A 14,004-nucleotide genomic window follows, 5' to 3' on the forward strand; every position below is an offset into this window, starting at 1 on the left:
CGGCCGCGTGGTGCCGCTGATCTCGATGCTGTCTCTCGGGACAGGTTGCGAGCGCACCCGCTGCCCGCGGCCCCTGCGCTGTCGCCGGCCCCGCGGACCCGGCCGCCGCCGGACGTCGACCCGGCGGCGCTGCCGGCGTGCGGCAAGGACATGTCCCAAGAGCCACTCGCGGCGATCTGCGCGCTGTCGCGGCCGGCCCGCGACCTGGCGATCGGCTGCGCCGAGCCGGAGGAGATCATGGGGGTGCGGGTCGACCAAGCCCGGCTACACCAAGTGGGGCTGTCCGTTCCCGCAGCAGGAGCTGCCGCCGACGGTGATCTGCTGCAGACGGCGACGGAGGGCGAGGCGCCGCAGCCGAACACGATCGTCGAGCCGAAGCCGATCTCCGGCACCGTGGCCGCCGCGGAGGTCAGCGTTGTCGCGGCCGACGAGGCCGCCGGGGTCGCGCTCGTGGCCGGCTGGCGCGCGCAGCTGGAGATGGGGCTGTGTCGCCGCCGGCGAGCCGGAGCCGGCGTGGGTCGAGCTGCAGTGCGGCCGCTTCGAGGTGCTGCTCGACTACCTCGACGTCACCGGCCGCGCCTACGTGAAGGCGATGTCTCCCGGCGTGGCCGCCTGTTGGAAGCCGACGCGATGAGGACGGCTGCGTCGGGGCGTTGCCGATGAGGCCGGCCGGGCGGCCGGTCGAGCTCGGCCGGCCGCCCGCAGGCCAGGCCGGCTGCGGTCGGGACAGCCACGCTGCGGCGCCACGCGGTACTCTAGTCGTTGCGCTTCCATGACCGGGACCGACGCACTGGAGATGCTCGGGGCGCGCGACCTGCTGGAGGCGCTGCCGCACGCGGCTTATGTCTGCGACCTGCACGGGCGGGTCGTCGCGTACAACGCCGACGCCGCGGCGCTGCTGCGCCTGTCGTCCGCCGCCTCGCCGCCGTATTGCCCCGCCGACGAGCTCGCCACCCTGTCGGGGGCGCCGCTGCGGCGCGAGGACTCGGCGGTGGCGGTCGCGCTGCGGACGCGGGCGCGGACCTCGGCGTACAGCTACGCGCTGAGCTGGCGCGACGGCCGGCAGCTCCGCGTACGCGAGAGCGCGAGGCCGGTGCTCGCCGCCGACGGCAGCTTGCTCGGGGCCGTGTGCGTGGTCGAGAACCTGCGCGAGACGGCCGTCTACGAGGCCGCCAAGGCCGGCGGTCTGGCCCAGCTGGTCGGCATCTTCGTCAGCGACATGCACGGCGAGCTGGTCGAGGCCACCGACGAGTACTTGCGGATCCTCGGCTATACCCGCGACGAGCTCGAGCAGGGCACCTTCCGCTGGGACCGCTGCACCGCGCCCGAGCACCTCATGCGCGACCACCAGGGCATCGAGGAGGCGCTGCGCACCGGCCGGTGCCGGCCCTACGAGAAGGACTACCTGCGCAAGGACGGCAGCCGCGTGCCGGTGCTGATCGGCTACGCGCTGGTCCGGCCGCAGCTCAACCAGTTCATCGGCTACGTCGTCGACCTCAGCACGCGCCTGCGCGAGTACACCCCCGTGAGCGAGGTGATGCGCGCGGCGGAGACGGGCATCTGGGACTGGGACACGCGCACCGGCCAGGTCATCTGGTCCGACACGACCAAGACCCTGCTCGGCATGTCGCCCGACTATCAGCCGCACGACGTCCACGACTTCATGAAGCTGCTGCACCCGGAGGACCGCGACCGCGTCGGTCAAGCGCTGCAGGCCGCGCTCGCCACCCGGACCACCTTCCGCTCCGACTTCCGCCTGCGCGACCCCGACTTCCCCGACCGCTGGCTGTTCTCCCAGGGCGGCGTGTTCTGCGACTACGGCGGCGAGGCCGTGCGCATGTCGGGCACCCTCGTCGACATCTCCGCGCGCAAGCAGGCCGAGCAGGTCCTGCGCGACGCCATCGCCGTGCGCGACGAGTTCCTCTCGGTCGCCAGCCACGAGCTCCGCACCCCGATCACCTCGATCCTGCTGCGCGCCGAGTCGCTGCTGCGCCGGCTGCCGGCGCCGCCCGACCCCGCGATCAAGGAGCCGCTCGTCGCCGCGCTGCAGCTCATCATCCGCCAGGCGCGCAAGATCGACTCGCTGGTCGGCGACATGCTCGACGCCACCCGCCTGTCGCACAAGAAGCTGTTCCTCGAGCCGCAGGACGCCGACGTCGTCGAGCTGCTGACGACCTTCTGCTCGCAGCTGTGCGAGCACGACGTCCGCGCGCGCACGAAGCTGCACCTCGATCTGCCGCCGCGCGGCGAGGCGCCGGTGGTGGCCGCGTGGGACCGGCGGCGCATCGAGCAGGTGCTCGACAACCTGGTCAGCAACGCCTTCAAGTACGGCGCCGATCACCCGGTCACGCTGCGGCTGACGCTGCCGCGGCCGGACACCGCCCGCATCGAGGTCGAGGACCACGGCATCGGCATCGCCCCGGAGGCCCGCGCCAAGCTGTTCCAGCCGTTCGAGCGGGCCCACCGCGTCGGCTCGTTCAGCGGCCTGGGGCTCGGCCTCTACATCGCCCGCGAGATCGTCCAGGCCCACCACGGCTCGATCAGCCTCGAGTCCGAGCCGGGCGTCGGCACCACCTTCCGCGTCGACCTGCCGCTCGCGCCGGCGCCGTCGTAGCCGGCCGGGTCCACGACGGCGAAGCGGGGGCGCCTGGGCCCCCGCTGCGCGTCGACGCCGGGCGTCGCCGGGTTACTTCATCTCGCCGCGGGCGAAGATCGAGGCGACGTAGGTGAGCACGTCGGACGCGCTGATCTCGTCGTAGCCGTAGTTGCGGATGAGCCGCTGCTTGACCACGTCGATCTTCTCCTGGGCCTCGCGGTCGACCACCTGGGAGACCAGGCTGGTGAGCTTGATGCTGTCCTTCTGGTCCTCGAACAGCTTGAGCTCGAGCGCCTTGTAGAGCCGCTCGTTGGTGCGGTAGTCGAACTGCTTGCCCTCGATGGCGAGCGCGCCGATGTAGTTCATGATCTCGCGGCGGAAGTCGTCCTTGCGCGACTCGGGGATGTCGATCTTGGTCTCGATCGACCGCATCAGCCGCTCGTCGGGCTCCTCGTCCTGGCCGGTGTACGGGTTCTTGACCTTCTCGCGCTGGGTGTACGCCTTGACGTTGTCGATGTAGTTGCCGCAGAGGCGCGCGATGGCGTCGGCGTCGGCGCTGATGGCCCGCTGGACCTCGTTCTTGACGATGTCCTCGTACTCCTGTTTGACGACCGCGAGCAGCTCGGTGTAGCGCTTGCGCTGGTCGTCGTTGTTGATGAGGCTGTGGCTGCGCAGGCCGCCCTCGAGCTCGTTGAGGACCATGAACGGGTTGATGCTCATCTGCCCGCGCTCGGACACCAGGCAGTTGGCGATCTTGTCCTGGATGTAGCGCGGCGAGATGCCCTCCATGCCCTCGCGGATGGCCTCCTTGCGCAGCTCCTTGACCGAGTCCTGGGTGAACCCGGGCAGGGTCTTGCCGTCGAACAGCTTGAGCTTCTGCAGCAGCGACAGCTGGTGCTTCTTGGGGTCCTCGAGGCGGGTGAGGATGGCCCACATCGCCGCCATCTCGAGCGTGTGCGGGGCGATGAAGCGGCCGCGGACCTTCTTCGGGTTGTAGTCCTTGGCGTAGATCTTGATCTCTTCGCTGAGCTTCGTGATGTACGGGACGTCGATCTTCACCGTACGGTCGCGCAGCGCCTCCATGAACTTGTTCTCGAGCAGGCGGTTGTACTCGGCCTCGTTGGTGTGGCCGATGATGACCTCGTCGATGTCCGTCTGCGCGAACTTCTTCGGCTTGATCTTCTGCTCCTGCGTGGCGCCGAGCAGGTCGTAGAGGAAGGCGACGTCGAGCTTGAGGATCTCGACGAACTCGATCACGCCGCGGTTGGCGACGTTGAACTCGCCGTCGAAGTTGAAGGCGCGCGGGTCGGTGTCGCTGCCGTACTCGGCGATCCGGCGGTAGTTGATGTCGCCGGTCAGCTCGGTCGAGTCCTGGTTCTTCTCGTCCTTCGGCTGGAAGGTGCCGATGCCGATGCGGTCCTCCTCGGACAGCAGCAGCCGCTTGACCCGCACGTGGCGGACGACCTTCGACCAGTCGCCCTTGTAGTGCAGCATCAGCTCGCGGAAGATGAAGCGGCACGCGGGGTTGAGGTTGCCGCGGATGTACGGGCGGAAGCCGTCGCGCTCGAGGCCCAGCGAGGTGATCGCCTGCTCGCGGACATCGGACGGGATGAGCTTCAGCGGCTCCTCGTTCATCGGCGACGAGAAGCTCTCCTGACCGGCCGTCAGGTAGCGCAGCCCCTCGGGCAGCGTCCACTCGTAGGTGTAGAGCGCGCCCTCCGGCGAGCGGCTGTACTCCTCGATGCCCTTCTTCAAGAGGCGCGCGATCGTGCTCTTCGACGAGCCGACCGGGCCGTGAAGAAGGATGATGCGCCGCTCGGTCCCGTAGCGCAGCGCCGCGGCCTTGAGCACGCTGACGAGCCGCATCAGCGGGATGTCGAGGCCGAAGATCGCGTCGCGCCCCTCGTGGACCTCGTCCTGGAAGAAGCGGTAGCGCGTGATCTTCTTCTTGCTGTCGACGTACTCCTCGGTGCCGTGCGACAGCACCATGTCGTACAGGCGCTCGTAGGCCGTCCGCGCGACCCGGGGGTTGCGCCGCACGAGGTCGAGGTACTCCTCGAACGTGCCGGTCCAGTGCAGGTCTTCGTAGCGCTTTTGGTCCTGAAGGGCGGCGACGCGGTCGACGAGCGAGACGGATGACATCTTACCTGTCATGGTACACGAGGGTCGCGGAAGCGGCCACCGCGGAAGCGACGCGCCCGCAGGCACGCCGGCGCGCACCGCGGAGAAACTCGCATTGGCGCCGCCGGGCGCGCGAGCGCTGGGATCCGCCTCGCATCTGCCGCGCACCTCGCATACTCTGATTATCCATGATTTCGCGCATCGAGCAGGACCACAGCCGCTTCCGAGAGATCATTCGCGGCAAATCCGGCAGAACTTGCGCAAATACATCTCGCGCGGCGACATGGTCGCCCCCAAGGGCCAGGGCACGGTCGCCATCCCGATGCCGCAGATCAACATCCCGCGGTTCGTCCACGGCGACAACAGCGGCCAGGGCGTCGGCCAGGGCGACGGCGAGCCCGGCGACCCGGTCGGCGGCAGCGGTAAGGACGGCCAGGGCGGCGCGGGCAAGGCCGGCGAGCAGGAGGGTGGCAAGGCGCTCGAGGTGGAGGTCACCCTCGAAGAGCTCGCTCAGATCATGGGGGAAGAGCTCGGTCTGCCGAACATCCAGCCGAAGGGGACGCACTCGCTAGAGACCCGCAAGGACCGCTACGTCGGCCTGCGCAACACCGGCCCCGAGAGCCTGCGCAACTTCAAGGCGACCTACAAGCGCGCGCTCCGCCGCCAGGTGGCGATGGGCTCGTACGACCCGGCGCGCCCGGTGATCGTGCCCATCCGCGAGGACCGCCGCTACCGCTCGTGGCGCACCGACCCGCGCCCGCAGACCAACGCGGTGATCATCTACATGATGGACGTGTCCGGCTCGATGGGCGACGAGCAGAAGGAGATCGTCCGCATCGAGTCGTTCTGGATCGATACGTGGCTGCGCAGCCAGTACAAGGGCCTCGAGTCGCGCTACATCATCCACGACGCGACCGCGCGGGTGGTCGAGCGCGACGTCTTCTTCCGCACCCGCGAGTCGGGCGGGACGATGATCAGCTCGGCCTACAAGCTGTGTGCGGAGCTCATCGACGCCGAGTTCAGCCCCGAGCAGTGGAACATCTACGCGTTCCACTTCAGCGACGGCGACAACTGGTCGGTCGACGACACCGCGACGTGCATCCAGCTGGTCAAGCACCAGCTGCTGCCGAAGTGCAACCAGTTCGGCTACGGCCAGGTCGAGTCGCCCTACGGCTCGGGCCAGTTCATCAAGGACCTGAGGTCCGCGTTCGCCAAGAACATCGCCCTCGTCACCAGCGAGATCAAGAGCAAGGACGACATCATGGACTCGATCCGCGAATTCCTGAAGGGGGCCGCTAGCCGTGTCGAAGTCGCTCTACAGCCCCTCCGGCCAGCTGCCGCCCGCGCTCCGCGACCTGCAAGAGGAGATCAAGTCGTACGCCGACGAGTTCGGCCTCGACACCTTCCCGGTCGTGTTCGAGACCATCGACTACCGCCACATGTGCGAGATCGCGGCGTACGGCGGCTTCCCGGTCCGCTACCCCCACTGGCGCTTCGGCATGGAGTACGACCACATGCTCAAGAGCCACACGTACGGGCTCTCGAAGATCTACGAGCTCGTGATCAACACCAACCCCTGCTACGCGTACCTGCTCGAGGGCAACTCGTTCGTCGACCAGAAGCTGGTGATGGCCCACGTCTACGGCCACTGCGACTTCTTCAAGAACAACTACTTCTTCTCGCACACCGACCGCCGCATGATCGACGGGATGGCCAACAACGCGTCCCGCGTGCGCCGCTACATGGACCGCCAGGGCGTGTCCAACGTCGAGACCTTCGTCGACACCTGCCTGTCCGTCGACAACCTCATCGACCCCTGGCTGCCGTTCCGCCGCAAGGAGAGCCGCCGCCCCGCCTCCGAGCCCGCCCCCGCCGCCGAGGCCTCCGGCGAGACCCTCGGCCCCGAGCCCGGCCGCCTCCACAACACCCGCAGCTACCTCGAGGGCTACATCAACCCGCCCGAGCTGCTGGCCGCGCAGAAGGCCAAGAAGAAGCAGGCCGACGAGGCCCAGAAGCGCAAGAACCCGCCCCACCCCGAGCGCGACGTGCTCGGCTTCCTCATGCAGTACGCGCCGCTCGAGGCGTGGGAGGCCGACGTGCTCGGCATCATCCGCGAGGAGGCCTACTACTTCCTGCCGCAGATGCAGACGAAGATCATGAACGAGGGCTGGGCCACGTACTGGCACTCGCGCATCATGACGACGCGGGCGCTGCGCGACGACGAGCTCATCGACTACGCCGACGCCGCCAGCGGCGTGACCGCGATGGGCCCCGGCCAGCTGAACCCGTACAAGCTCGGCGTCGAGCTCTACCGCCACATCGAAGACCGCTGGAACACCGGCCGCTTCGGCAAGGAGTACGACGAGTGCACCTCGCTGTCGCAGCGCGCGGCGTGGGACAAGAAGCTCGGTCTCGGGCGCCAGAAGCTCTACGAGGTCCGGCGCATGCACAACGACGTCACCTTCCTCGACGAGTTCTTCACCGAAGACTTCTGCCGCGAGCAGAAATTCTTCACCTACAAGGAGAACCGCCGCACCGGTCGGCTCGAGATCGAAGGCCGCGAGTTCAGCAAGATCAAGCAGCAGATCCTCCAGCAGCTGTCGAACTTCGGCCAGCCGTTCATCTACGTGGTCGACGCCAACTACCTCAACCGCTCGGAGCTGCTGCTCGGTCACCGCCACGAGGGCGTCGACCTGAAGATGGATTACGCCCGCGACACCCTCCGCAACGTCGAGCGGATCTGGCGGCGCCCGGTCTCCATCCTCACGGTCCTCGACGACAAGCCCAAGCGGATCCGCTTCGACGGCGCGGAGATCTCCATGTCCGACGAGCCGGCGGCCTTCCGCGTGTGATTCGGGCGCCCAGGCGCCCACAGAGCCACCTGGCCTCAAAGACCGGCTCCGACGCCGCGCTGCCCGCCGGCGCGGCGCGGAGCCGTCGGTTTACTCACGCGCTGCGTGCGCCCCGGCATCTGCACCGGCGGCCCGTCTCGGCGACCCGAAGGCCGCGCGAGATGGGTCTCGATTCGCAGCCGTACGTGGTATCGTCCAGGTTGTGCGCTTGATCGCGTGGGCATCCACCGACGTCGGCCGCGTCCGCATGGCGAACGAGGACAGCTTCCTCGTCGACAGCTCGCTCGGGCTGTACCTCGTCGCCGACGGCATGGGCGGCCACGCAGGCGGTGCGCATGCCAGTGCCATGTGCGCCGACGTCGTGAACAAGGTGGTGCGCCGCGGGATGGCGCGCCTTCACGGCATGCCGCAGCAGGCGTGGTCGGAGGCGATCGCGGAGATCCTCCAGGCCTCGGCGAGCGAGGCGAGCGCGCGGATCTACGATCAGGCCCAGCAGGACCGCTCGCTGCACGGGATGGGAACCACGCTCACGGGGATCCTGTTCCACGGCGACCGCGGCTACGTGGTCCACGTCGGGGACAGCCGCGCGTACCTGCTGCGCTCGGCGATGGCGTGTCAGCTGACGACCGACCACTCCTGGCTCAACGAGCAGGTGCTCGCCGGCCTCATCACCGAGGAAGAGGCGCAGGAGTCGGACCTCAAGCACATCATCACCCGCTCGGTCGGGTTCGAGCGGCTGGTCGAGGCCGACATCGTGCCGGTCAACGTCAACCTCGGCGACGTGTACCTGCTGTGTTCGGACGGCTTCGCCAACTACGTGTCGCTCGACGAGCTGGCGGCGCTGGCCCGCGACAACCTGTACTCGGAGCTGCCGCAGGTGTGTACCGAGCTGGCGCTCGAGCGCGGCGGCGACGACAACATCACCGTGGTGGTGGTGCTCGCCTGCAACGACCACGACGAGCGCCACGCGGTCCGTCAGCTCAGCAAGACGGCGACCGACACGCTGCCGTCGCTGCCCTGACCGCCGCTCGCGCGCCGCGCCCCGCTTGGTCGGCGCGCGCCCGCGTGCTACACCGCCCGCGGGAGAGGAGCGGCCGAGGGGGACAAGGCGTTCGCGGGTGAGTAGCCCTCACGGGCGAGAGCACTCGAGGAAAGTCCGGGCTCCGCAGGGCAGGGTGCTGGCGCAGGCCAGTCGGGGCGACCCGAAGGAAAGTGCCACAGAGAATCAGACCGCCCGCGTCCGCGCGGGTAAGGGTGAAAAGGTGCGGTAAGAGCGCACCGGGGACCTGGCGACAGGGACCGCACGGTAAACCCCACCCGGAGCAAGGCCAAACAGGGACACGGTGGCTCTCCGCAAGGAAGTCACCAGGGGCTGCCCGTCCCGTCCCGGGTAGTGCCGCGTAGAAGAATGACCGCCACCTGGGGGAGGCGACGAACCCAGGGACAAACCCGGCTTACGACCCCGCTCGTCCGCTCCTCTCCCGCTTTCTTTTTGGATGGAAAGGACATGTTCTTGGGGACATGTCCGCACGGGCATGGCTCGAAGGACCTGTCCGGAAGCGCAGCAGGCCGCGCGGCTCGCGGGTGCGCCGCGCTCGGCTGACGGGCGGCGCAGGCGCATGCGAGCGCGGCCGCCGGGCGAGATGCCGCAGGTCACTCCGCGGGCGAGGCCGCGGCGTCGCGAAGCCGAAGCGCTCGCGCATGAGGGCCATGTAGGCCTCCTCCGAGGTCTCGCGGCGGGCGCTCACCAGCGGGACGATGTCGGGGGTGGCGACGTAGCGCAGGCGGTCGCTCTCGTCGGTGGCGGCGGTGAAGATGACGTCGGCGACGTCCTCGGGCGTGGCCAGCCGCCGGTCGCCGCGCAGGCGCTCGAACACGGCGCCGGCGTGGGCGAGGAAGGCGGCGTAGTCGGGCAGGTCGGCGGCGTGAACGGCCTCCTCGCCGGCGCGCTGGCCGAATCGCGTGGCGAGCACGCCGCCGGGCTCGACCAGCTTCACGCGGATGCCCTGCGACGCGAGCTCCCACGCGAGCCCCTCGGAGAAACCTTCGACGGCGAACTTGCTGGCCGAGTAGAGCGAGCTGGTCGGGAGCGCGAACACGCCGGCGCCGGAGGTGATGTTGACGACCACGCCGCTGCGCTGGCGGCGGAAGTGTGGCAGGACGGCGCGGGTCGCCGCCATCAGGCCGAACACGTTGACGTCGAACTGCTCGCGGGCCTTGGCCGGGCTGGTGGCCTCGAACAGCCCGAACAGGCCGAAGCCGGCGTTGTTGACGAGGGCGTCGAGGCGGCCGAAGCGGTCGAGGCCGGCGGCGACGGCGGCGTCGATGCTGGCCGCGTCTTGCACGTCGAGGTGGGTGACGAGGACGCCGGGGAGGTCGCGCAGCTCGGTCTCGCGGGCGGGCGAGCGCATGCTGGCGACGACGTTCCAGCCGGCGCGGGCGAAGCGGTGGACGGCGGCGCGGCCGAAGCCGGTCGAGGTGCCGGTGACGAGGACGGTGCGAGTCATGGGCCCAGGAGTAGTCCCCGGGGCCGCTGGCGACAATCCGTGCGATCTGCGATGCATTGATGCAGGATTTCGCACAATGAGGCAGACCACCGGCATGACGGAGCTCGAGGGCGTGGTGGCCGTGGCGACGCACCGCAGCTTCCGCGCCGCGGCGGTCGAGCTCGGGCTGTCGCCGTCGGCCCTGAGCCACGCGATCGCGGGGCTCGAGCAGCGCCTCGGCGTGCGGCTGTTCCACCGCACGACCCGCAGCGTGTCGCTGACCGAGGCGGGGACGCACTTCCTCGCGCGCGTGCGGCCGGCGCTGCAGGAGATCGCCGGGGCCATGCGCGCGGTCGACGACTTCCGGGCGACGCCGCGCGGACGGCTGCGGATCAACGCGTCGCGCGGGGCGGCCCGGTGGGCCTTGCTCGCGCCGGTGCTCGAGTTCCTGCGCCGCTATCCGGAGGTGCAGGTCGATCTGGTGACGGAGGACCGCCTGATCGACATCGTCGCCGAGGGCTTCGACGCCGGGGTGCGCGAGGTCGACCTGGTCGCGCCCGACATGGTGGCGGTGCCGTTCGGCGGGCCGGTGCGCTTCGCGGTGGTCGGCTCACCGGCGTACTTCGCCGGCCACCCGCGGCCGAAGCTGCCGGCCGACCTGTTGCAGCACGACTGCATCCGCCTGCGCATGGCCAGCGGGGTGGTGTACCGGTGGGAGTTCGAGCGCCGCGGCGAGGAGCTGGCGCTCGACGTGAAGGGCCGGCTGACGCTCGGCGACGACGAGCTGCGCCACCAGGCCGCGCTCGCGGGCGCCGGCCTGGCGTTCCTCAGCGAGTGGTCGGTGGCCGCCGATCTGGCCGCCGGCCGCCTCGTCCGCGTGCTCGACGACTGGACGCCGCCGTACCCGGGGCTGTGCCTCTACTACCCGGCCGTCCGCCACGTGCCGGCGAACCTGCGGGCCTTTTTAAAGGTGCTGCGCGAGGGCGAGAAGAAGGGCGGGCGGCGGCGCAAGAGCTGAGGCCGGATGTCCCGAGAGACATGTGCATGGCCATCCGGACAGGTCCGAATGCACATGCCCCTTCGGGCAGGTCACTTCCGGCGCTTGCTCTCGAGGTCGCTGTAGAGCGCGTCGTAGCGGCCGGCCATCTGCGTCAGCGAGAACTCGCGGGCGGCCAGGGCGGCCGCGTGTTCCGACCAGGAGGCGACGGTGTCGCCGTGCACGACCTCGGCGATCGCGCGGGCGAACGCGTCGGGCTCGGCGGGGGCGGCCAGGCCGGCGCGCAGGCCGGCGTCGTGGCCGACGTGCAGCAGCTCGGCGGCCGGCGAGACGTCGACGATCGCGGCCGGGACGCCGCGCGCCAGGCCCTCGAGCAGCGCCAGCGGCAGGTCGACCTTCTTGCGCGTGTGCGTGGCGGCGAACAGCTGCAGCGCGCTGCGGCGGTACAGCGCGTCCATGTCGGCGACCTCGGCCAGCAGCTCGACCCGACCGGAGGCGAGATCGCCGGCGAGATCTCGCTGAAGACCGGCGCGCGCCTCGGCGTCGCCCTCGGCCTTGGGCCGGCAGGCGATCGTCAGCGACCACCCGCTCGGCGCGGTGGCGCGGGCGAGCGCGACCAGGCGGGCGGCGATCTCCCCGTCCAGGTCGCCGGCGTACAAGAGGCGCTTGCGCCCGGCGACCTCGCTCGGGTGATCGGCGGCGGTGGTCGCCACCGCCGGGCGGATGGTGGCGATCTTGCTCTCGGGCACGCCGGCGTCGCGCAGGCGCCGGGCTGTCCCGTGGGACAGGGCGACCACCGCGTCGAGCGGGCGCAGCAGGGGGGTCCAGGCCTCGGCCCCGTGCGACGACATCAAGCTCTGCACGAACAGCCGCCGCGGCTGCAGCCGGCGCAGCAGCGACACGACGGCGGCCGTGGCCTTGCCTGGCGTGAAGGACAGGTGGACCGGCATGCCCGGGTGGCGCAGCATCGCGGCCAGCGCCCGCAGCTTGTCGGTCATCGTCGGGGCGTAGCCGGCCGGCGGCGCGCCGATCACCCGGTCGCCGGCCGGCCGCAGCGGCGCCGCCGGGTCGCCGAGGTAGGCCAGAGACCGGCTCTCCGGCATGTGCTGCACCAGGTCGCGCAGCAGCACGGTGCTGCCGTCGCGGAACGGCGGCCGCAGCGGCTTGGAGATGATGAGCCATGGCTTTTGGGACATGTCCTAAGGGGCACGCTTCTTGCGGAGCTCGCGGAGCTCGGCCGGCGTGACGGCGCGGGTGACTGCGGCGGTGCCGAGGAAGACCGCGGCGAGCAGCGCCAGCTTGACGATGATGAGGATCTTGCCGGTCGGGGCGAAGGCGCGCGAGGCGGCCTCGACCAGGGCGACCGCGGCCAGCAGCTTGAGCAGGTAGACCGGCGACAGGGCCGCGCCGAGGCTGCGGGCCAGGGCGATCAGGCTGGCGACCGCGCCGGCGGCCCCGCCGATCGCCACCGCCGTGGCCGCGCCGGAGGTGAAGCTCTGCGGCACCAGCACGAAGCCGGCCGCGCCGACGACCACCAGCGGCACCGCGATCAGCAGCAGCGCGAGCTGCGAGCGGCGGGTGCTGTTGAAGATCCACGCCGCGGTGACCGTGAGCGAGTAGCCCGACATGCCCCACACCAAAAGGCGCAGCTCGCCGGCGGCCTCGCCGTAGGCGGCCGGGAACAGCAGCCGCTGGACCTCCGCCGCCGCGCCGGCGCCGACGCTGCTCATGAAGCACAGCAGGAACACGCTGACCTTGGCCGTCGCCGTGACGTAGCGCTGGACCTGCGAGCGGTCGCTCTGCGCGTGCATCGTCGCGATCAGCGGGAACATCACCAGGCTGACCGCGTTCATCATGCTGTAGGGCACGCGCGCGACCAGGTTGGCGCTCGAGTAGAAGCCGACGGCGTCCTTCTGCGCCTGCGAGGCGGCGAACTGCTTGAGCAGCACCAGGTCGAGCGCCTGCAGCAGGTTGACGCCGGCGGTGAACACCAACAAGAGGCCGGTGAACTCGGCCATCGCCGGCAACGGGCCGTTGCCGCTCCCGGCGGTGCGCGGCCGGCAACGGCTGACGAACAGGATCGACAGGCCGAGGGCCAGCAGCGACGCGAAGGTGAAGCCGCCGAGGATCTCGGCCAGCCCGAAGCCCATGGCGGCGGCGCCGATGATCAGCGTCGTCTTCGTCATCGCCATGAAGATGTCGAGGCCGGCCTGGAACTGGAACTTGCGGACGGCGTTGAGCGTGCCGACGTTGACCGCGTAGGCGGCGTAGATCAGCGGGATGATGCCGACCACCCGCAGCGCGCCGGCCAGCGACGGGTCCTTGAGCGCGTAGGTCGCGAGCGGGTCGGCGCCGAGGATGAAGACGACGGCGACGAGGCCGCCGAGCAGGCCGGCGAGGCGGAAGCCGCGCCGGCGCAGGTCGTCGTAGGACGGCAGGCCGGCGTCGTACTCGGCCGACATCGGACGACTGACCGCGAACAGCAGCGTCTGGATCAGCACCATGTTCGGGATGGCGATGATCTGGCTTACGACCGTGTAATCACCGAACGTGCCTGGAGGCACGAGGCGGGTGAGGGCGATCGAGACGGCGTAGCCGGCGAGCAAAAGAAGAGCTTGGCAAAGCCGAGAGAAAGGCCGCCCTTGCTGAGTTCGCTGGCGTCTGTGGCCACGGGTCGCGCAGACTAACACGATGCACCGAGTAGCCCCAGCGCGGGCCCCCGGGCCGTCGTCGCAGGCAGCGGAGCCCGCGCCTGCGGCGTTTGCGCGACGCCGCCGAGTTTGACGTCCCCGCCCTCCGTTACCTACTCTGGAGATGACGATCCCCCAGCGTCGCACGGGCCCATAGCTCAGTCGGTCAGAGCGGCCGGCTCATAACCGGTTGGTCCCTGGTTCAAGCCCAGGTGGGCCCACCCACAGGCGTCCCCATGACAGATATCCACCCGCAAATCCC

8 protein-coding genes, 1 tRNA gene, 1 other RNA gene and 2 pseudogenes are annotated in these 14,004 nt (G+C 70.1%); 8 read left to right on the forward strand and 4 right to left on the reverse strand.

Features of this window, described 5'->3' with window-relative positions; genetic code table 11:
• Positions 1 to 45: 45 nt before the first annotated feature.
• Complete coding sequence (locus OV079_RS43125) at positions 46 to 663, forward strand: hypothetical protein (RefSeq protein ID WP_267775555.1); 618 nt, start codon at positions 46 to 48, stop codon at positions 661 to 663.
• Positions 664 to 772: 109 nt separating this feature from the next.
• Positions 773 to 2,614, forward strand: a complete 1,842-nt coding sequence (locus OV079_RS43130) for a sensor histidine kinase (RefSeq protein WP_267775556.1) — start codon at positions 773 to 775, stop codon at positions 2,612 to 2,614.
• Positions 2,615 to 2,686: 72 nt separating this feature from the next.
• On the opposite strand, the gene OV079_RS43135 is transcribed toward OV079_RS43130, so the two are convergent.
• On the reverse strand, positions 2,687 to 4,738 hold the full coding sequence (locus OV079_RS43135) for a PrkA family serine protein kinase (RefSeq protein ID WP_267775557.1): 2,052 nt from the start codon (positions 4,736 to 4,738) through the stop codon (positions 2,687 to 2,689).
• A 167-nt stretch (positions 4,739 to 4,905) separates the two neighbouring features.
• Between OV079_RS43135 and OV079_RS59575 the strand changes: the two are divergent.
• From OV079_RS59575 to rnpB, 4 genes and pseudogenes are all read left to right on the forward strand, one after another.
• Positions 4,906 to 6,002, forward strand: a pseudogene (locus OV079_RS59575) (DUF444 family protein); the annotation flags it as partial.
• 16 nt (positions 6,003 to 6,018) lie between these two features.
• Complete coding sequence (locus OV079_RS43145) at positions 6,019 to 7,569, forward strand: SpoVR family protein (RefSeq protein ID WP_267775559.1); 1,551 nt, start codon at positions 6,019 to 6,021, stop codon at positions 7,567 to 7,569.
• A gap of 202 nt (positions 7,570 to 7,771) precedes the next feature.
• On the forward strand, positions 7,772 to 8,590 hold the full coding sequence (locus OV079_RS43150; RefSeq protein ID WP_096328098.1) for a PP2C family protein-serine/threonine phosphatase: 819 nt from the start codon (positions 7,772 to 7,774) through the stop codon (positions 8,588 to 8,590).
• A gap of 74 nt (positions 8,591 to 8,664) precedes the next feature.
• An RNA gene (rnpB, locus tag OV079_RS43155) (RNase P RNA component class A) lies at positions 8,665 to 9,042 on the forward strand.
• A 377-nt stretch (positions 9,043 to 9,419) separates the two neighbouring features.
• Here rnpB and OV079_RS59580 read toward each other — a convergent pair.
• Positions 9,420 to 10,172 (reverse strand): annotated as a pseudogene (locus tag OV079_RS59580) (SDR family NAD(P)-dependent oxidoreductase); the annotation flags it as partial.
• Here OV079_RS59580 and OV079_RS43165 point away from each other — a divergent pair.
• Positions 10,153 to 11,073: a LysR family transcriptional regulator gene (locus OV079_RS43165; protein ID WP_267775560.1), complete on the forward strand. Its 921-nt coding sequence runs from the start codon at positions 10,153 to 10,155 to the stop codon at positions 11,071 to 11,073. The pseudogene OV079_RS59580 and the gene OV079_RS43165 sit on opposite strands and share 20 nt — an antisense overlap.
• Before the next feature lie 71 nt (positions 11,074 to 11,144).
• Here OV079_RS43165 and OV079_RS43170 read toward each other — a convergent pair whose 3' ends face one another.
• Together OV079_RS43170 and OV079_RS43175 are read right to left on the reverse strand one after the other, a co-directional pair.
• On the reverse strand, positions 11,145 to 12,248 hold the full coding sequence (locus OV079_RS43170; RefSeq protein ID WP_267775562.1) for a glycosyltransferase: 1,104 nt from the start codon (positions 12,246 to 12,248) through the stop codon (positions 11,145 to 11,147).
• A 3-nt stretch (positions 12,249 to 12,251) separates the two neighbouring features.
• Positions 12,252 to 13,658 carry a lipopolysaccharide biosynthesis protein gene (locus tag OV079_RS43175; protein ID WP_267775563.1) on the reverse strand — a complete coding sequence of 469 codons (1,407 nt, stop codon included), beginning with the start codon at positions 13,656 to 13,658 and terminating at the stop codon, positions 12,252 to 12,254.
• 231 nt (positions 13,659 to 13,889) lie between these two features.
• Here OV079_RS43175 and OV079_RS43180 point away from each other — a divergent pair.
• Positions 13,890 to 13,963: transfer RNA gene (locus tag OV079_RS43180), tRNA-Ile, on the forward strand.
• Positions 13,964 to 14,004 lie beyond the last annotated feature (41 nt).

Origin of the sequence: Nannocystis pusilla, assembly GCF_026626665.1 — a bacterium.
GTDB classification, from domain to species: domain Bacteria; phylum Myxococcota_A; class Polyangia; order Nannocystales; family Nannocystaceae; genus Nannocystis; species Nannocystis pusilla.